This is a genomic window from Belnapia arida, from assembly GCF_016773205.1.
Taxonomy (GTDB): Bacteria; Pseudomonadota; Alphaproteobacteria; order Acetobacterales; family Acetobacteraceae; genus Belnapia; species Belnapia arida.
The window spans coordinates 16,437-34,346 of the sequence record NZ_JAETWB010000027.1 but is presented as its reverse complement, the minus strand read 5'-3'; the positions used below and the strand labels follow the sequence as shown (position 1 = coordinate 34,346).

The 17,910-nt window shown below is 72.7% G+C and carries 15 protein-coding genes; all 15 read right to left on the bottom strand.

Going from position 1 to position 17,910, the window contains the following annotated elements:
* Positions 1-81 precede the first annotated feature (81 nt).
* Genes ftsA through JMJ56_RS25995 form a run of 15 tightly spaced genes read right to left on the bottom strand, consistent with a single transcriptional unit; the run spans position 82 to position 17,714 of the window.
* Positions 82-1,377: a cell division protein FtsA gene (ftsA, locus tag JMJ56_RS26065; RefSeq protein ID WP_202834681.1), complete on the bottom strand. Its 1,296-nt coding sequence runs from the start codon at positions 1,375-1,377 to the stop codon at positions 82-84.
* On the bottom strand, positions 1,374-2,273 hold the full coding sequence (locus JMJ56_RS26060; RefSeq protein ID WP_202834680.1) for a cell division protein FtsQ/DivIB: 900 nt from the start codon (positions 2,271-2,273) through the stop codon (positions 1,374-1,376). Before JMJ56_RS26060 ends, ftsA begins: the two co-directional genes overlap by 4 nt.
* Positions 2,263-3,186 (bottom strand): D-alanine--D-alanine ligase, encoded by a 924-nt coding sequence (locus JMJ56_RS26055; RefSeq protein WP_202834679.1) that lies wholly within the window; start codon positions 3,184-3,186, stop codon positions 2,263-2,265. Before JMJ56_RS26055 ends, JMJ56_RS26060 begins: the two co-directional genes overlap by 11 nt.
* Positions 3,183-4,076, bottom strand: a complete 894-nt coding sequence (gene murB, locus JMJ56_RS26050; RefSeq protein WP_202834678.1) for a UDP-N-acetylmuramate dehydrogenase — start codon at positions 4,074-4,076, stop codon at positions 3,183-3,185. Before murB ends, JMJ56_RS26055 begins: the two co-directional genes overlap by 4 nt.
* Complete coding sequence (gene murC, locus JMJ56_RS26045) at positions 4,073-5,509, bottom strand: UDP-N-acetylmuramate--L-alanine ligase (protein ID WP_202834677.1); 1,437 nt, start codon at positions 5,507-5,509, stop codon at positions 4,073-4,075. The genes murB and murC overlap by 4 nt, the downstream gene beginning before the upstream one ends.
* Entirely contained in the window at positions 5,509-6,636 is a 1,128-nt protein-coding gene (gene murG, locus JMJ56_RS26040; RefSeq protein WP_202834676.1) for an undecaprenyldiphospho-muramoylpentapeptide beta-N-acetylglucosaminyltransferase, read from the bottom strand. The genes murC and murG overlap by 1 nt, the downstream gene beginning before the upstream one ends.
* Positions 6,633-7,817 (bottom strand): FtsW/RodA/SpoVE family cell cycle protein, encoded by a 1,185-nt coding sequence (locus JMJ56_RS26035; protein ID WP_202834696.1) that lies wholly within the window; start codon positions 7,815-7,817, stop codon positions 6,633-6,635. The genes murG and JMJ56_RS26035 overlap by 4 nt, the downstream gene beginning before the upstream one ends.
* Positions 7,814-9,184: a UDP-N-acetylmuramoyl-L-alanine--D-glutamate ligase gene (gene murD, locus JMJ56_RS26030; RefSeq protein ID WP_202834675.1), complete on the bottom strand. Its 1,371-nt coding sequence runs from the start codon at positions 9,182-9,184 to the stop codon at positions 7,814-7,816. Before murD ends, JMJ56_RS26035 begins: the two co-directional genes overlap by 4 nt.
* On the bottom strand, positions 9,181-10,269 hold the full coding sequence (mraY, locus tag JMJ56_RS26025) for a phospho-N-acetylmuramoyl-pentapeptide-transferase (protein WP_202834674.1): 1,089 nt from the start codon (positions 10,267-10,269) through the stop codon (positions 9,181-9,183). The genes murD and mraY overlap by 4 nt, the downstream gene beginning before the upstream one ends.
* Positions 10,266-11,633 (bottom strand): UDP-N-acetylmuramoyl-tripeptide--D-alanyl-D-alanine ligase, encoded by a 1,368-nt coding sequence (locus JMJ56_RS26020; RefSeq protein WP_202834673.1) that lies wholly within the window; start codon positions 11,631-11,633, stop codon positions 10,266-10,268. Before JMJ56_RS26020 ends, mraY begins: the two co-directional genes overlap by 4 nt.
* The gene (locus JMJ56_RS26015; protein WP_407927954.1) at positions 11,630-13,090 is read right to left on the bottom strand and encodes a UDP-N-acetylmuramoyl-L-alanyl-D-glutamate--2,6-diaminopimelate ligase; all 1,461 of its coding nucleotides are present in this window, start codon (positions 13,088-13,090) and stop codon (positions 11,630-11,632) included. Before JMJ56_RS26015 ends, JMJ56_RS26020 begins: the two co-directional genes overlap by 4 nt.
* Positions 13,077-15,239, bottom strand: coding sequence for a peptidoglycan D,D-transpeptidase FtsI family protein (locus JMJ56_RS26010; protein WP_202834672.1), 2,163 nt, complete (start codon positions 15,237-15,239; stop codon positions 13,077-13,079). Before JMJ56_RS26010 ends, JMJ56_RS26015 begins: the two co-directional genes overlap by 14 nt.
* The gene (ftsL, locus tag JMJ56_RS26005; protein ID WP_202834671.1) at positions 15,236-16,303 is read right to left on the bottom strand and encodes a cell division protein FtsL; all 1,068 of its coding nucleotides are present in this window, start codon (positions 16,301-16,303) and stop codon (positions 15,236-15,238) included. The genes JMJ56_RS26010 and ftsL overlap by 4 nt, the downstream gene beginning before the upstream one ends.
* A complete protein-coding gene (gene rsmH, locus JMJ56_RS26000) occupies positions 16,300-17,280 on the bottom strand; it encodes a 16S rRNA (cytosine(1402)-N(4))-methyltransferase RsmH (RefSeq protein WP_202834670.1) in 981 nt (326 codons plus the stop codon). Before rsmH ends, ftsL begins: the two co-directional genes overlap by 4 nt.
* Positions 17,277-17,714, bottom strand: coding sequence for a division/cell wall cluster transcriptional repressor MraZ (locus JMJ56_RS25995; RefSeq protein ID WP_202834669.1), 438 nt, complete (start codon positions 17,712-17,714; stop codon positions 17,277-17,279). Before JMJ56_RS25995 ends, rsmH begins: the two co-directional genes overlap by 4 nt.
* Positions 17,715-17,910: the final 196 nt, after the last annotated feature.

Sequence of the window (17,910 nt, the reverse complement as noted above, 5' to 3'; positions counted from 1 at the left end):
AGGGGCGATTCATGCACCGGGACTTCATCGCGCCGCCGCGATTTGCCCCGGTTATCCACAAAAGAATTTCAATCGACGGGCTCATGCGAGATCGCGCAGCCAGTTGACGAATCGGCGGAACCTGCTTGCAGGACGTTCGAGCCCCGGCATCAGTTCCAGCAGCGGCCGTCCTTCGCCCGCGCCCCAGGCGAGAAGCCCGAGCGGCGCGGCGAAAGCCGGCCCCGTCGCCGTCTCCGGCAGTCCGCGCACCGGATGCGGCCGGCCGAGCCGCACCTGCCGCTCCAGCACGCGCGCGGCGAGTTCGCGCACGCCGACGAGCTGGCTCGCCCCGCCGGTCAGCACCACGCGGCGCCCCATCTCCTGGCTGAGCCCTGCCGCCTCCAGCCGGTCCTTCACCAGCTCGAAGGTTTCCTCCAGCCGCGGCCGGATGATGCCGATGATCATGGCGCGCGGGATGCGGGCGATCTGGTCTTCCTCCTCGCCCACCTGCGGCACGGGAAGCCATTCGCGCTCGTCGTCCGGCGCGCCGAGCACGCCGCCATGCAGCGTCTTCAGCCGCTCCGCATGGGCGATCGGCGTGGACAGCCCGCGCGCCAGGTCGTTGGTGACGTTCCAGCCACCCACCGGAATCTGGGAGGTGTGCAGCAGATGCCCCTCGGCGAAGACCGAGATGCTCGTCGTCCCGCCGCCCATGTCGATGACCGTGGCGCCGAGCTGCTTCTCGTCATCGACCAGCGTCGCCAGCCCTGCCGCGAAGGGCGCCGAGACCAGCTCCTCGACCATCAGGTCGCAGCGCAGCAGCGTCGCGCCGAGATTGAGCAGCGAGGCCTGCGCCGCATCGACCATGTGCAGCTTCGCCGCCACCGTCTCGCAGATCATCCCGCGCGGGTCCTCGGCGCCCGGCGTCGCATCGACCGTGAAGCCAAGGGGGAAGGCATGCACCGTCTCCCGCCCGTCCTCCGCGCTGCGCCGCCGCCCTTCGCCCATGATGGCGCGGAGGTCGGCCTCGGTGATCGCCCGTCCGCCGATCGGCCACTGGATGTTCTGCTGCCGCGATTCGGGCTGGCCGCAGGAGAGGTTGACGATGGCGCCCTTCAGCTGGGTATCCGCCATCTCCTCCGCCTGGCCGACCGCCGCGCGGATCGCGCGCTCGGCCTCCTCCAGGTCGACGATGTTGCCGCCCTTGATCCCGCGCGCCCTCTGCCAGCCGAAGCCGAGCGCCCGCGGCTCGCCATCGTTCTCGATGCGGGCGATGACGCAGACGATCTTCGTCGTGCCGATATCGAGCACGCCGAAGATGCCGCTGCGCGCGCCGCGCCGGCGCCGCCCCTGCACCGGCAGCCCCTCATGATGGCCAAGGCGCACGAGCTGATTCATCCGCGGCCGCTCCTCACGCGCTGCACGGTGGGTTCCGGCGCCGGCGCCGCCTGCGACGGCAGGCGCAGCACCAGCTTGTCCGGCAGGCGCAGGTCGATCGAAGCCAGCGGCCGGTCGAGCAGCCCCTGCTTCTGATGCAGCTCGACGAGCCGTGCCAGCGCCGCCGCTTCCTGCCCATCCGGCAGCAGCACGTCGACGTTGTTGCGCAGGCGCAGGTTCCACCGCCGCTCCGCCACCCGCACCAGCGCATGGGTGCGGTCCTGCACCTCCGGCACCGTGCGGAGCAGCGCGACCATCGGCGCCGCCATGCGGTTGGCCCCCGTGCCGACGATCAGCGGCAGCCGGCCGAAGGCGCCGACATTCTCGTTGGCGACCACCTCGCCCTTCTCGTCGATCACGGAGAAGCGCCCGTCCCGCTGCCAGATGGCGAAGGGCTGCCGCTCGGTGATCCGCACCCGGATGGTGCCGTTCAGGTGCCGCTCCACATGGGCGGAGTCGACCCAGGCGATCAGCTCCAGCCGCTCCTTCGCGACCTGCGGGTCGAAGGCGAGGATCGGGTCGCCGCGCCGGATGTTGAGCGCCTCCAGCACCAGCTCCGGCGGCGTGTTGCGGCTGCCCTCGAGCATCACCTCCTGCACGGTCAGCCCGGCATTCCCGGCGATCTCCGCCGCGCCGTCCCAGAGCGCCGTCAGCCGTCCATAGGGGTCGGCCGCCATCGTCGCCAGCGCGGCGGCCGTCAGCAGCCCGCCGATGCCGATGGCGAGTCCCGCCGGCCGCAGCAGCCCGCGCCGTCGCCGCAGCCAGAGCCGCAGCCGGCTCGGGCGAGATGGCGCGGTCTCCGCCTTGCTGCGACGAACCGGTGCCTTGTTGCGGGAGCGCGGCGTATCAAGAGCCATGGCGGGCCTGCTCCACCATCCAGGCGCAAAGCGCGGGAAAATTGATGCCGGCATGGGCCGCCTGCTCCGGCAGCAGCGAAGTCGGCGTCAGCCCCGGCTGGGTGTTCACCTCGAGCAGCACCAGCCGCCCCGGCTCCCCCGCCGTGTCGTCGTAACGGAAATCCGCCCGCGTTGCCCCGCGGCAGCCGAGCGCGCGATGGGCGGCCAGCGCCACCTCCATCGCCTGCTCGCGGATCGTGGGATGCACCGCCGCCGGCACCACATGCCGCGAGCCACCCTCGGCATACTTCGAGGAGTAATCGTAGAACTCGCCCGCATCCGCGATGATGTCGGTCACCGCAAGCGCCCGGTCGCCGAGCACGCCGACCGTCAGCTCGCGCCCGGGGATGAACTCCTCCGCCAGCACCGTCCGGCCGAAGCGCCAGCCCTGCGCGATCTCGGCGCGGCGGTTGTCGCCCTTCCTGAGGATATGCACCCCGACCGAGGAGCCTTCATTGACCGGCTTGACGACATAGGGCCGGGGTAGGGGGTCATCCGCCTCCAGCTCCTCCGGCTCCAGCAGCCGATGCGCCGGCACCGGCAGGCCGGCTGCGTGGAACACGGCTTTCGCCGCCACCTTGTCCATCGCCAGCGCCGAGGCGCGCAGTCCCGAATGGGTGTAGGGGATGCCCATCCAGTCCAGCACGCCCTGGATGCAACCATCCTCGCCGAACCGCCCGTGCAGCGCGTTGAAGACGACATCCGGTCTCGAAGCCCGGATCGCCGCGATCGTCGCAGCGAGATCGGGCCCGACATCGATCGCCGTCACCTCGAACCCCGCCTCGCGCAGCGCCGCTACGCATTGCTGGCCGGAAGCGAGGCTGACCTCGCGCTCCGCCGAAATCCCACCGTGCAGGACCACCACATGGGTCATGCCGCAACTCCAAGCCGTTTGATCTCCCAATCGAGGGAGATGCCGCTGTGGTCGAGCACCCGGGCGCGGACCTCTTCGCCGAGCGCTTCCAGCTCCGCCGCCGTGGCATTGCCGGTATTGAGCAGGAAATTGCAGTGCTTCTCCGAGACCTGCGCACCACCGCGCGTGAGGCCACGGCATCCTGCCGCATCGATCAGCGCCCAGGCCTTCTGGCCGGGCGGATTCTTGAAGGTCGAGCCGCCGGTTCGAGCCCGCACCGGCTGCGTTGCCTCGCGCGCCGCGCGGATTTCCGTCATGCGCGGCGCCGCGTCCCCGGGCCTCGCGTGGAACCGCGCCCGCACGACGACACCGCCCTCCGGCAGCACCGCATGCCGGTAGGAGAGCCGCAGCGCCTCGGCGCTCAGCCGTACGAGGCCGGTGACCGTCGCCACCTCGGCCCAGTCCAGCACGTCGCGCAGCTCGCTGCCGTAGGCGCCCGCATTCATCGCAACGGCCCCGCCGATGCTCCCCGGAATCCCGCAAAGGAATTCGAGGCCGCTCAGCCCCGCCGCCGCCGCATGCTCCGCCACGGTGACATCCAGCGCGGCAGCCCCTGCGACGACGCCATCCGCCTCGGCGACGACCTCGCCGAAGGCCCCGCCCAGCCGCAGCACCACCCCCGGCAACCCGCCATCGCGGATGATGAGGTTCGACGCTGCCCCGAGCACCGTCACCGGCATCCCCGGCGTAACGCCGGCGAGCAGCGTGACCAGATCCTCCGCATCCGCGGGCCTCACCAGCCACTCCGCCGCCCCGCCGACGCGGAACCAGGTGAGCGGCGCCAGCGCCACCCCCGCCCGGACCCGCCCGCGGAGATGCGGGATGGCGTGCTGCATCGCCCGCGCGCTCATGCCCGCCTCAGCGGCGTCGCGCGGAAGCCCGGCTGCAAGGCCGCCAACTGCTCCGGCAGCGCATGCGCCCAGGCGGTGATGTTGCCCGCCCCGAGGCAGACGACGTAATCGCCCGGCTTGGCGATGGCATGGATCATCTCGGCCAGGCTCTCCGGCCCCGGCAGCGCGACGACACTGCGATGCCCATGCGAGCGAAGTCCCTCGACCAGCCCATCCTTGTCCATGCCGGGGATCGGCTGCTCGCCCGCGGCGTAGACATCGGCGACGATCACCGTCCCCGCATCGTTCATGCACTTTGAGAAGTCCTCGAACAGCGTGGCGAGGCGGCTGTAGCGATGCGGCTGCACCACCGCGATGACATCCCTGGCGCCGGCCTGCCGCGCCGCCTTCAGCACCGCCGCAATCTCGACCGGATGGTGCCCGTAATCGTCGATGACGGTGATGCCGCCCGCCTCGCCGACCCGGGTGAAACGCCGCTTCACCCCCTTGAAACCGGCCAGCGCGCTGCGGATCGTCGCCTCGTCGATCTCCATCTCGACGCCGACGGCGATCGCCGCCAGCGCGTTCTGCACGTTGTGCTGCCCAAGCATCGGCAGGCGGAAGGGCTTCATCGTCCGGCTGCGCTTCGTCGCCCGGTCCTGCACCACGACCTCAAAGGTCGCCCCCATCCGGTCGGTGATGACCCGCTCCGCCCGCACATCCGCCTGGGGCGAGAAGCCATAGGTGACGATCCGCCGGTCGAGCCGGGGGATCATCGCCTGCACCTCGGGATGGTCGAGGCAGAGCACCGCGAAGCCGTAGAAGGGGATGTTCGAGACGAATTGTGCGAAACCGTCCTTCATCGCCTCCGCCGTCCCCCAATGGTCCAGGTGCTCGGGGTCCATGTTTGTGACGATGGCGACGACGGAGGGCAGGCGGAGGAAGCTGCCGTCGCTCTCATCCGCCTCGACCACCATCCACTCGCCCTCGCCGAGGCGGGTGTTGGTGCCATAGGCATTGACGATGCCGCCATTGATGACGGTCGGGTCGATCTTCGCCGCCTCGAGCACGCAGGCGACGAGGCTGGTCGTCGTCGTCTTGCCATGCGTCCCGCCGACCGCAACCGACCATTTCAGCCGCATCAGCTCGGCCAGCATCTCCGCCCGCCGCACCACGGGGATCAGCGCGGCGCGCGCCGCTTGCACTTCCGGGTTGTCCTTCTTCACTGCCGTCGAGACCACGACGACCTGCGCCCCGCCGAGATTCTCCGCCGCATGGCCGATGGCGACGGGGATCCCCGCCCCGCGCAGGCGCGCCGTGTTGTAGCCCTCGGCGATGTCGCTGCCCTGCACCTGGTAGCCCAGGTTATGCAGGACCTCGGCGATGCCGGACATGCCGATGCCGCCGATGCCGACGAAGTGGATGGGACCGATGGTCAGGGGCAGCGCACGCATCAACGGGTTTCCTGGGCGGCACGCGCCCTGACGAGCGAGAGGACGAGGTCGGCCAGCCGCTTCGCCGCATCCGGCTGAGCGAGGCGGGCGGCCGAGGCGGCGACGCGTGCCAGCCCGGCCGGGTCGCCGAACTGGGACGCAAGCTGGGCCGAAAGCGCAGTCGGGGTGAAATCCCCCTGCGGCATGACGGTGGCGGCGCCGGCCTCGGCGATGGCGCGCGCATTGGCTTTCTGGTGGTCGTCGATCGCATGCGGCAGCGGCACGAGGATGGAGGGCCGCCCTGCACAGGCCAGCTCCGCCACCGTCCCCGCGCCGGCCCGTGCGATGACCAGATGCGCCGTCGCCAGCCGCCCCGCGACATCGGGGAAGAAGGACGAGAGCTCCGCTGGCACGCCGGCCGCCGCATAGGCCTCCCGCACACGGTTGAGGTCCTCCGCCCGGCATTGCTGCGCGACGACGAGCCGCCCGCGCAGCCCTTCGGGCAGCGCGGCCACCGCGGCCGGGACCACATCGGCGAAGATGCGCGCGCCGAGCGAGCCGCCGACCACCAGCAAGCGCAGCGCCCCTTCCGTCCCCGGATAGCCCTGGCCCGCGAGCGCCGCCAGCGCCGGCCGCACCGGGTTGCCGACCACATGCACCGGCGCGCCGGCCGGCACCTGCCCGGTCGCCGTGTAGGAGAGGGCGAGCGCATCCGCCCGCCGGCTCAACAGCCGGTTGGCCCGGCCGAGGATGGCGTTCTGCTCGTGCAGCACCGTCACCGGCCGCGACCCGACCATGCTGAGCGCCGCGAGCAACGGCGGCACGCTCGGATAGCCGCCGAACCCGACCACCGCCGCGGCACCGAGACGCCGCACCAGCCGCCGCGCCTGCAGCGTCCCCGCCGCCAGCGCCACCGCCCCGCGCGCCGCGCTCACCGCCCCGCGTCCCGAAAGGCCGGAGCCCCGCAGCACGAAGCGCTCCGCATTGGCGAAGGCCGCGCTCTCGAAGGCGGCCGAGCGCGCATCCGTCATCAGCGCAATCCGCTCGCCGCGCGCCAGCAGCTCCGCCGCCAGCGCCTCGGCCGGGAAGAGATGCCCGCCCGTCCCGCCGGCCGCGATGATGATCGGATGCACCGCCGGTCCTCTCATTCGACAACGTCCATCCGGGACGCCCGCTTCCGCGTCAGCGCCAGCAGCATCCCCATGCCCAGCGCGATGGCGAGCACCGAGGAGCCGCCATAGGAGACGAAGGGCAGGGTCATCCCCTTGGTCGGGATCAGGTGCAGCGAGGAGGCCATGTTGACGAAGGCCTGCAGCCCGAACTGCGCCAGCAGCCCGGTGGCGGCCAGGATGACGAAGAGCTCCGCCTCGCCCAGCAGCCGGATCAGCCCCCGCACCACGACGAAGGCGAAGAGGGCCAGGATCACCAGGCAGACGATGAAGCCGAATTCCTCGCCGGCGACCGCAAAGACGAAGTCGGCATGCGCATCCGGCAGCGCGTTCTTGACGCGCCCCTCGCCGGGGCCGCGGCCGAACAAGCCGCCGTTGCCGAAGGCTTCCATCGCCTTGGTGATCTGGAAGGTGTCGCCCGAGGACGGGTCGAGGAAGCGATCGACGCGGCTCCGCACATGGTCCAGCGTGAAGTAGGCGCCAATGGCGAGCGCCACGCCGCCTACCCCGAGCGCGCCGACGAAGGCGAGGTTCAGCCCGGCGACGAAGAACTGCGCCAGGAACATGCAGACCACGACCATCAGCATGCCGAAATCCGGCTGCGACTTCAGCACGATGGTGACCACGCCGAGCAGCCCGAAGGCTGCCACCGGCCAGAGCCGCTGGGGATGCAGCAGCGCCATCCCGCGCTCGCCCGCCGCCGCACGCCGCGCCGCCGCCGCCTTGCCCTCGGCCAGCATCCAGGCGACGACCACCGCGAAGCAGGGCTTGAGGAACTCGGAGGGCTGCATCGTCCCCATCAGCGGCAGGGCCAGCCAGCGCCGCGCGCCCTTGGTCTCGAAGCCGATCACCAGCGTCGCCGCCGTCAGCGCCAGGGCCCCAAGGCAGCCGAGAATTGCCAGGTGCTTGATGTTCCGCGGCGTCAGCAGCGAGACCATCACCATCAGCGCCGCGGCCATGACAAGGAACACCACCTGCTTGGCGAAGAGCAGCTCGCGCGATCCGCTGCCGATGACGCGCTCCGCGACCGCCGGGCTGGCCGCCAGCATCATCACGTAGCCGAAGCCGATGAGGATCAGCAGCGCCGCCAGCGTCCAGCGGTCCACCGTCCACCACCAGCGGCCAAGGACGGAATTGTCTGAGCGCGAAATGGCCATCAGGCGGCCCTCCCTTCGGCCAGCGCGGCGACGAGCGCCCGAAACCGCTCCCCCCGCTGCTCGAAACCGCTGAATTGGTCCCAGCTCGCACAGGCCGGCGACAGCAGCACGACCGGCGCCGCCCCCGCCACGGCGCTTGCCGCCGCCTCGGCGACGGCCACGTCCAGCGTGCCAACCACGCGATGCTTCACGCCATGCGCGGCCAAGGTCGCCGCCAGCACCGGCGCATCCCGCCCGATCAGCAGCGCCTCCGCCACGCGCGGGAAGAGAGGTGCGAGGCTCTCGATGCCCCCCTCCTTCGCCGTCCCGCCCGCGATCCAGACGACGCGGTCATAGCTAGCGAGCGCCCGCGCCGTGCTGTCCGCGTTCGTGCCCTTGCTGTCATTGACGAAGGCGACGCCGCGCCAGGTGCCGGCCCGCTCCTGCCGATGCGGCAGCCCCGGGTAGCTCCTGAGCCCCTCGGCCACCTCCGCCCGCGTCAGCCCGAGATCGAGCGCACAGGCCGCCGCCGCCGCCGCATTCTGCGCATTGTGGCTGCCGGGGAGGGCAGGGGCCTCGCCGAGGTCGAGGATAGCCCCGTCATCGTCGCGCAACATACGTCCCTCGGCCCAGAGGCCGCCCGCCTGCCGCGCCTCACCGGAGATCGGGCAGAAACGCGCCGCCAGCCGCTCGCGCAACTGCGTGCTCCAGCCATCGTCCATGCCGAGCACTGCGAGGTCCTCGCGCGTCTGCCGCGCAAAGACCTGCGCCTTCGCATCCAGGTAGCCCGCCATGCCGCCATGCCGGTCGAGATGGTCTGGCGAGAGGTTCAGCATAACGCCCTGGTTGAAGCGCACGCTCTGAATTCTCTCCAACATGTATGACGACATCTCGAGTGCGTATACGGCATCCCTTCCCAAGATATTGAGGGAAAGCGCCGCCGGCCCAAGATTCCCACCCGCCTCTGCCTCGCGCCCCGCCGCGCGCAGCAGGTGGTGCAGCAGCGCCGTTGTGGTGGACTTCCCGTTCGTCCCGGTGATGCCGACAAAGCGCGCCGCCGACCCCGAAGCGCGGACGGCGCGGTAGAGGTAGTCGACGTCGCACAGCACCGGGCGCCCGGCCGCGGTCGCCGCCGCCGCCGCCGGATGCACCCGCGGCAGCCGGTGCGGAATGCCCGGGGAGAGCAGCAGCGCATCCCAGCGGAAGGCGCCCTGCGACGGATCCTCGACCGCGAGCCCGGCCTCCCTCGCGGCGACGCGCCCTTCCTCCTTGTCGTCCCAGCAGGAGACCTCCGCCCCCCACTCGGCAAGCCGCCGCGCCGCCGGCAGCCCGGCCTTGCCGAGCCCCACCAGGGCAATGCGTTCGCCAGCGAAGGGGGTGAAGCGGCTCATCGGATCTTCAGCGTCGACAGGCCGACCAGCGCGAGCACCATGGCGATGATCCAGAAGCGGATCACGATGGTGGCCTCGGCCCAGCCCTTCTTTTCGAAATGGTGGTGCAGCGGCGCCATCAGGAAGACGCGCCGCCCGGTGCGCTTGTACCAGAAGACCTGGATGATGACGCTGACGGTCTCGACGACGAACAGCCCGCCGACGATCGCCAGCACGATCTCATGCTTGGTGGCGACGGCGACCGCGCCCAGCGCCCCGCCCAGCGCCAGCGACCCGGTATCGCCCATGAAGACGGCGGCCGGCGGAGCGTTGAACCAGAGGAAGCCGAGCCCCGCCCCGATCAGCGCCGCGCAGAACACGGCGAGCTCATTGGCGCCCGGCACCGAATGCAGCTGGAGATACTCGGAGAAGACGCGGTTGCCGACGAGATAGGCGATCAGCGTGAACACCGCCGCCGCGATCATCGCCGGCACGATGGCCAGCCCATCCAGCCCGTCCGTCAGGTTGACGGCGTTCGACGCGCCCATCAGCACCAGCATCCCGACCAGCGGGAAGAGGAAGCCGAAGGGCAGCAGCGTCTCCTTGAACACCGGGAAGGCGAGGCCCGTCGCCACTGCCGGCGGCAGCAGCAGCACGATCCAGATCGCCCCCGCCAGCCCGACGCCCGCCTGCCAGACCAGCTTGCCTCGCGCCGAGACACCCTTGGTGTTCCGCTTCGTCACCTTCAGCCAGTCATCGGCGAAGCCCAGGCCCCCATAGCCGACGGTGACGAACAGCGCCGCCCAGACCAGCCCGTTGCGCAGGTCGGCCCAGAGCAGCGTGGCGAGCACGAGGGCGAGCAGGATCAGCACGCCCCCCATGGTCGGCGTGCCCTTCTTGGTGACGAGGTGGCTCGCCGGCCCATCGACGCGGATCGGCTGCCCGCCGCGCTGGAAGCCGCGCAGCCAGTTGATCACCGTGGGCCCGAGGGCCAGCGACAGCACCAGCGCGGTCAGGCAGGCCGCTCCCGCCCGGAAGGTGGTGTAGCGGATCAGGTTGAAGAGGGGGAAATCCTCCGCATAGGGCGCGAAGAGGTTGAAGATCACGCCCGAGTCCCCCGAAGCGCCGAGAGCATCTTGCCCATCAGCGTCGCCTTGCTTCCCTTGACCAGCACCGCATCCCCATCCCGCAGCGCCGCCGCGACCAGCGGCGCCAGCTCAGCCGAATTCTCCGTCACCGCCAGCACCAGCCCCGGCGGCAGCGCCGCGGCCAGGTGCGGCATGTCCTTGCCGCAAAGGAAGACGGCATCCGTCGCCTCCCGCACATGCGGCGCCAGCGCGGCATGCTCCGCCACGCTGAAATCCCCGAGCTCCCCCATCTGCCCCAGCACCGCGACCCGCCGCCGCGCCGGTAGCATCCGCAGCACGGCGAGCGCCGCCCGCACCGAGGGCGGCTGCCCGTTGAACGCCTCGTCGAGCAGCGTGGCCGTGCCGCCGTCGGCGGTCGGGATGCGCTCCAGCGCGCCGCGCCCCGGCATCACCCGGTAGCCGGCGAGGCGAGGCGCCAGCGCCGCCGCATCGCAGCCGAGCGCCTGCACCGCCGCCAGCGCGCCGATCGCATTCCGCACCAGATGCGGCCCCGGCGCCCCGAGCCGGAACCCGACCCGCTGCCCGCCGATGGCGGCGACGACATCGCTCCCCTCGGCATCGGCGCGCACCTCCAGCGCCTCCACCTCGCCGCCCGCGCCGAAGGTCATGACACGATGCCCCGCACCCACCGCCTCGCGCAGCACCGGCAGCATCGCGTCATCCGACGGCAGCACCGCGACGCCGCCCGGCTCCAACCCGAGCGCGATGCTGCCCTTCTCCCGCGCGATCGCCTCGAGGCTGCCGAGATGCCCGATATGCGCCGCCCCCACATTCGTCACCATCGCCACATGCGGTCTGGCAAGGCGGGTGAGGGGGGCGATCTCGCCCGGATTGTTCATCCCGATCTCGATGACGGCGAAGCCGCTCCCCACCGGCATCCGCGCCAGCGTCAGCGGCACGCCCCAATGGTTGTTGTAGGAGGCGACGGCGGCGTGGGTCTCGCCCGCACCGGAGAGCAGCAGCCGCAGCATCTCCTTGGTCCCGGTCTTGCCGACGCTCCCGGTGACGGCGACGACCCGCGCCGCACAGCGCGCCCGCCCCGCCGCCCCGAGCGTCGCGAGCCCCGCCAGCGTGTCGCCGACGCGCAGCAAGGGCGCCCCCGGCGCCACGCCCGGCGGGTCGCGGTCGACCATCGCCGCCGCCGCCCCGCGCGCCAGCGCATCGGCGACGAAGTCATGCCCGTCCCGCAGGTCGCGCAGCGCGACGAAAAGCTCGCCCGGCCCGACGCTCCGGCTGTCGATGGAGACGCCGCCCACCGCGACCTCGGCCGCGAGGCTCCCTCCCGTCGCCGCCCGCAGCGCATCGCCCGTCCAGAGGCTCATGCTGCGAGCTCCCGCACCACCGCGGCATCGTCGAAGGGCGTGGTCACGCCCGCGATGGTCTGCCCGCTCTCGTGTCCCTTGCCGGCGACCGCCAGCACATCCCCCGGCCCAAGATCGCCAAGCGCCCGCGCGATCGCCCCACGCCGCTCGCCGGCATCGACGCCGCCCGGGCACCCCGCCAGCACCGCCGCGCGGATGGCCGCCGGGTCCTCGCTGCGCGGATTGTCATCCGTCACCCAGGCCCGGTCCGCGCCCCGCGCCGCCGCCGCGCCCATCAGCGCCCGCTTGCCGGGGTCGCGGTCGCCGCCCGCGCCGAAGACGACATGCAGCCGCCCGCCCTGCGCCACATGCGGCCTGAGCGCGCCCAGCAGCCGCTCCAGCGCATCCGGCGTATGGGCGTAGTCGACATAGACCGCCGCCCCGTTCGGCAGCCGCGCCGCCAGCTCCATCCGCCCGCGCACGCCAACCAGCCGCGGCAGCAGCGTCATCGCCCGGCCCGGCTCGATCCCGGTGGCGACGCCGAGCGCCAGCGCCATCAGCGCATTGTCCGCCTGGAACCGCCCCGGCAGCGGCAGATGCACCGCCTGCCGCTGGCCGAAGGCCGCGATTTCCAGTGCCTGCCCATCCGGCAGCGGATGATGCGCCAGCAGCCGCACCGCATCGCCCGCCTCGCCGACCGTCAGCAGCTCCAGCCCCCGCCGCAGCGCGATCCCCCGCAGCGCCTCAAGCGTCTCCGCCTCCATCTCCGTCGAGGCGATCGCCGCCGCCCCCGTCTCCAGCAGCGTGTCGAAGAGCCGAAGCTTCGCCGCCCGATAGGCCGCCATCGTGCCGTGATAGTCGAGATGGTCGCGCGTCAGGTTGGTGAAGCCCGCCGCCGCCAGCCGCACCCCGTCCAGCCGCCGCTGCCCGATGCCATGCGAGGACGCCTCGATCGCCGCATGCCCGAACCCGGCCTGGGCGAGCGCCGCGAATTGCGCATGCAGCGCCACCGGGTCGGGCGTCGTCAGGCCCGCCCCGCCGGGGAAGCCCGGCGCGATCAGTCCGAGCGTCCCGAGCGAGGCCGCCCGCCGCCCCGCCAGCGTCCAGAGCTGGCGCAGGAAATCGACCGTGCTCGTCTTGCCGTTGGTCCCGGTCACCGCGACGACGGTGGCCGGCTGCGCCCCCGCCAGCGCCGCCGCCATCAGGGCAAGGCTGCGCCGCGGGTCGGCCGCGCCGATCACCCGCACCCCTGCCGCAGCCGGCGTGCCTTCCGGCGCCAGCACCGCGACGGCGCCCCGCGCCACCGCATCGGCGACGAAGGCCCGCCCGTCCTGGCGCGCGCCCGGCAGCGCGACGAACAGCATCCCCGGCACCACCGCGCGGCTATCCGCGGTGACGCCGCTGATCAGCCGCCCGGCCGCATCGCCCGCCGCCTCCGGCGCCAGCCCGCCAGCCTTGATGAGCTCATCGAGGCGCAAGGCCGGCCTCGCGCGGAGAGGCCGGTCCGAGCGCGAAGCGGAGCAGCCCGGAGGGCGGTTCCGCGTCGGTGCGGCGCAGCGCGGGGGCAGGGGGCACGAGGCTCGGTCCCGGCGCGACGCCGGTGGTGGGCGCCGTCGGCGGCGCCGCGGCCGGCGTCCCGCGCGGCCCGGGCGCCGCGGCGACCGGCGGCGCGGCGCGCGGCGGCCGCCCCGGCTGCATGGGAATCGCCAGCGTCTGCTGGATCTGCGGGATGCGCTCGCCCGTCTCCGGCACCAGCCCGAGGATCGGCGCAACGCGGCGGATCACCGCCCCCGCCGCCGGCGCCGCCACCCAACCCGCCGTCGCATAGCCATGGCTCTGCGCATTCGGCTTCGGCTCGTCGACCATCACGTAGATCGCATAGCGCGGCGCATTCAGGGGGAAGGCGCCGACGAAGGCGGCGATGCGCTTGTCCTGGAGGTAGCCGCCGCGCGGCCCGACCTTCTGCGCCGTACCGGTCTTGCCGCCGACGAAGTAGCCTGGGACGTCGGCACCCTTGCCCGAGCCGTCCGTCACCACCAGCCGCATCAGCCGCCGCATCGTCTCCGAGGTCCGCTCGGAGATGACGCGCACGCCCTCGCGCTGCGCGTCCGCCGGCTGCGCCACCACGGTCGGCGGCCGCAGGATGCCGCCATTGGCCAGCGCCGCGATGCCGGTGACGACGTGCAACGGCGAGACCGAGATGCCATGGCCGAAGGCGACGGTCATGGTGTTGATGTCGCGCCAGCCATTCGCCGTGGGGGCCAGCGGCCGCGCCACTTCCGGCAACTCGACGCCGAGCCGCTGGAGCATCCCCATCCGCCCCATGAACTCGCGGTGCCGCGCCGGCCCCACCGCGACCGCCATATGCGCCGCGCCGAGGTTCGACGAATAGGCCATCACCTCGGGCAGGCTGAGGACGCGGTTCTTGCCCTTGTAGTCGCTGATGGTGAAGCGCCCGTAGCGGATCGGGCGGCTGGCGTCGTAGGTGCTCCAGATATTCGCGGTGCCCGCATCGAGCGCCATCGCCGCGGTCAGCAGCTTGAAGGTCGAGCCCGGCTCGTAGAGCCCGACCGTCGCCCGGTTGAAATGCGGGTCCTGGTCCTGCTTCACCGTGCCGGCGGCGGCCATCGGCCGCGCCACCGCCTGGCGCAGCAGCGGCTGCCCCGCCCCTGCCTGACCAGCCGCTGCCTGACCAGCCGCCTGGCCCTGCCCCTCGCGCCGTTGTAGCCCACCGGGGTCGGAGGCGTCGTAATCCGGCAGGCTGACCATCGCCAGCACCTCGCCGGTGTTGACGTCCATCACCACGCCCGCGCCGCCGATGCCGTTATAGTCGGCGATCGCCTTTTGCACCGATTCGCGCAGCGCCACCTGCACCCGCACATCGACCGAAAGCCGCAGCGGCCCGCGCTCCGTTCGCAGCCGCTCGTCGAAGCTGCGCTCCACGCCCGCGATGCCGCGCCCGTCGACATCCACCTGCCCGAGCACATGCGCCGCCGCCGAGCCCTGCGGATAGAAGCGCCGCTCGGCCGGGCGGAAATGGAAGCCGGCGATGCCGAGGTCGTTGATCGCCTGCTGCTGCCGCGGCGGCAGGTTGCGGGCGATATAGGCGAACTCCACCGGCCGCTCCGTGCCCGGCACCATGCGCGGGGTGATGCGGGCGATGAGCCGCTCGCGGTCGAGCCCGGGCAGCACGGTCAGCAGCCGCTCCGCCGCCTCCGCCGGGTCGTTGATCTCCTGCGGATTCGCATAGAGCTCCGTCACCTGCAGCGAGACGGCCAGCACCTCGCCGTTGCGGTCGGTGATCGCCGCACGGCCGCTTGTCGACTCGCCGGTCGGCATGCGCACCGCGGCGCGCGGCTTCGGCGTCATCGGGTCGATCAGCGTGGCGAAGGCGAGCTTCAACGTCACCGCGCCGAACAGAACCGCGAAGCCGCCGGCGGCGATGACCAGCCGCCCGCGCGTCTTCTCCAACTGCGCCCGCTTCGCCAGCTCCGGCGCCGCGATGCGCACCAGCGCCCGCGCGGGCGAGGTGGCGAGGCTCGCCCCGGTAGTCGATCCCCTGGGCCGCCCGGCCGGCGCCTGATCCGGCGAGGGCGGCAGCCGCAGCTCGTCCTGCGGCCCGCTCACCGGCCCATCCCCCCGTTCAGCGTTGCCGCCGAGGCGCTGCCGAAGGGCACCGGCGGCGGCAGCAACGGCTGCCCGCCACCGAGCCCGAGCGCCGAGCCGCCGGGCGCCGGATAGGCCGGCACCGCCGCTGCCCGCGCCGGCGCGACGGCCGGCTGCATCGGCACAACGCGCGGCGCGGCCGAGACCGCAACCTGCGTCACCGGGCTCGCCATCGGCGCCCGTGCCGGCGCGGCGACCGGCGGCAGCGCGGCGATCTCGGCAGGCCGCGCCACCGGTTTCGGCGCCGGCCGCGGCGGCGGCAGCGTCGCCCGCGCCAGCTCGAGCTGCGCCGGGCGCGCCGGCTCGGCAGCCCGCGGCAGCTCCACCGGCCGCGCCTCGGCGGGCCGCGGCAGCGTCGCCCGCGCCAGGTCCACCAGTGCCGGCCGCGGCGGCGCCGCCTCCACCGGCTTCGCCACCGGCAGGGCGAGCCGCACCAGCGGCGGCGGCGCCACCGGCAGGGCGAGCCGCACCAGCGGCGGCGGCGCCACCGGCTCCGGCGGCGGCAGGGGCAGCGCGGCCAGGTCGAGCTCCGGCACCGCCGGCATCAGGGCCAGCAGCGAGGCAGGGGCCACGACCGGCGCCGGCGCGGCCATCGGCGCCGCCAGCGGCTTCGGCGCCACCACCGCCACCTGCACCGGCTCCGCCACGCGCGGCAGCAGGGCAAGCGCCGTGTTCCCCGACGGCAGCGCCGGCTCGCGCGGCGCGAAGAGTGCGACCGGCCCCTCATAGGCCGCAACCGCCGGCAGCCGGCGCTCCGCCTCGCTGGCGCGGACGAATTGCGCCGGCTGCATCGCTTCCAGCTCTGGCAGGTGCCGCTGCGCCACGGCGCGCAACCTCTCCGGCTCGTTCAGCCAGGCCCACTCCGCCTGCAGGGTCTGCGTCCGCGCCTCTGCCTCCTCGACCTTGCGGGCGATCGAGCGCAGCTCGCGGTCCATCACCGCAGCCTCGTGCTTGGTGCTGTAGACATGCATCCCGGCGCCGAGGAAGGCGACAAGGCAAAGCGAGGTGAAGGGGCGGAAGATCATGCGGCGTCCCGGGATGCGACGGGGTGGTCGATGGGCAGGCGTTCGATCGCGCGCAGCCGGGCGGACCGGGCGCGGGGATTGACATCGGTCTCGGCCGCGCCGGGGCGCAGCGCCCGCGGCGTCAGCAGGCGGAACCCGGCCGGCGCGGCGCGGCCGGCGAGCGAGGCCGGATCATGCCGCGAGGCCCCGGCCCGGCGCCCGGCGGCATCCGCCATGAAGCGCTTCACCAGCCGGTCCTCGAGCGAGTGGAAGGCGACGACGACGAGCCGCCCGCCCGGCGCCAGCAACGCCGCCGCGGCGGCGAGCCCGCGCTCGACCTCGCCCAGCTCGTCGTTCACCGCGAGGCGCAGCGCCTGGAAGCTCCGCGTCGCGCCGTCGATGCCCGACGGGTCGCGGGGGATGCAGCCGCGCACCAGGGCGGCGAGCCGCGCCGTGGTGGTGATCGGCTCCTCGCGGCGTGCCGCGACGATCACGCGCGCGATGCGCCGCGAATACCGCTCTTCGCCCAATTGATAGAGCATGTCGGCCAGCTCCGACTCGTCCAGCGTGTTGACGAGGTCCGCGGCGGACTTCCCATGTTTCGACATCCGCATGTCAAGCGGACCGTCGCCGCGGAAGGAGAAGCCGCGCGCGCCGTCGTCGAGCTGGAAGGAGGACACGCCGAGGTCGAGCACCACGCCGTCGAGTCGCGCGACGTCGCGCGCGGCGAGCAGCGCCAGCATCTCGCCGAACCGCCCCTCGACCAGGTGCAGCCGCCCGGCATGCCGCGCCGCCAGCGCCGCGCCGCGCGCGATCGCCTCAGGGTCGCGGTCGATGGCGAAGAGCGTGCAGCGCGCCGCATCGAGGATGGCGCCGGCATAGCCGCCGCCGCCGAAGGTGCCGTCGCAATAGGTGGCGCCGTCACGCGGCGCGAGATGCTCCAGCACCTCGGCCAGCATCACCGGGACATGTCCCCCAAGGGGGCTCGCGCCGCTCATACGTCGCCCCCCTCGTCCTCGGCATCGAGCCGCGCCTCTTCCTCGGCGAAGTCGGCGGCGTTCCAGATCTCGAAATAGGCGCCGCGCCCGCTGAACTGCAGCTCGCCCTCGAAGCCCGCATGCTCGGCGAGCTCCTTCGGCATCACCACGCGGCCATCGGGATCAAGCGTCAGGGTATGGATCTTGCCGACCAGCTTGCGCATCACCGACTGGTATTCCGCGGAGAGCTTGCTGAGCCCTTCGACGCGGGCATCCACCTCGGCCATGTAATCCGCCTTGGGCCAAACTTCGATGCAGCGCTTGTGGCGCGACCGGCGCAGGATGATCTCCAGGGCACCCGGGCCGGCAATCTGACTGCGGAAGAGGGAAGGCACCGAAATGCGCCCCTTCTTCGCGTCGTATCCCCCGCCTACGGTGCCTATGAACTCGGACATCGCCCAGCGACCGCCCCCCAGTGACCGCCTGTTGACTTGCCCTTCGGGAGGATGCGCTCAGGGACGCTTGCGGCCCCTGGGGTTAGCGGGCCGGCGGGGCCCCCCGACCCCGCCGGCTCGCCCGACCATCCCGCTTTGGATCCCTCGCCCCCCCGAGCTTTGGACCCATCGTCGGGATGACTTGGGATAGCACGGG

Excerpts from the sequence above, each read along its gene's own strand:
- murB (WP_202834678.1), bottom strand. The coding sequence starts at position 4,076 with ATGAGCGCGCGGGCGATGCAGCACGCCATCCCGCATCTCCGCGGGCGG.
- JMJ56_RS26020 (WP_202834673.1), bottom strand. The coding sequence starts at position 11,633 with ATGAGCCTCTGGACGGGCGATGCGCTGCGGGCGGCGACGGGAGGGAGC.
- JMJ56_RS26055 (WP_202834679.1), bottom strand. The coding sequence starts at position 3,186 with ATGACCCATGTGGTGGTCCTGCACGGTGGGATTTCGGCGGAGCGCGAG.
- ftsA (WP_202834681.1), bottom strand. The coding sequence starts at position 1,377 with ATGAATCAGCTCGTGCGCCTTGGCCATCATGAGGGGCTGCCGGTGCAG.
- murD (WP_202834675.1), bottom strand. The coding sequence starts at position 9,184 with ATGAGCCGCTTCACCCCCTTCGCTGGCGAACGCATTGCCCTGGTGGGG.
- murG (WP_202834676.1), bottom strand. The coding sequence starts at position 6,636 with ATGAGAGGACCGGCGGTGCATCCGATCATCATCGCGGCCGGCGGGACG.
- JMJ56_RS25995 (WP_202834669.1), bottom strand. The coding sequence starts at position 17,714 with ATGTCCGAGTTCATAGGCACCGTAGGCGGGGGATACGACGCGAAGAAG.
- JMJ56_RS26060 (WP_202834680.1), bottom strand. The coding sequence starts at position 2,273 with ATGGCTCTTGATACGCCGCGCTCCCGCAACAAGGCACCGGTTCGTCGC.
- rsmH (WP_202834670.1), bottom strand. The coding sequence starts at position 17,280 with ATGAGCGGCGCGAGCCCCCTTGGGGGACATGTCCCGGTGATGCTGGCC.
- ftsL (WP_202834671.1), bottom strand. The coding sequence starts at position 16,303 with ATGATCTTCCGCCCCTTCACCTCGCTTTGCCTTGTCGCCTTCCTCGGC.
- murC (WP_202834677.1), bottom strand. The coding sequence starts at position 5,509 with ATGCGTGCGCTGCCCCTGACCATCGGTCCCATCCACTTCGTCGGCATC.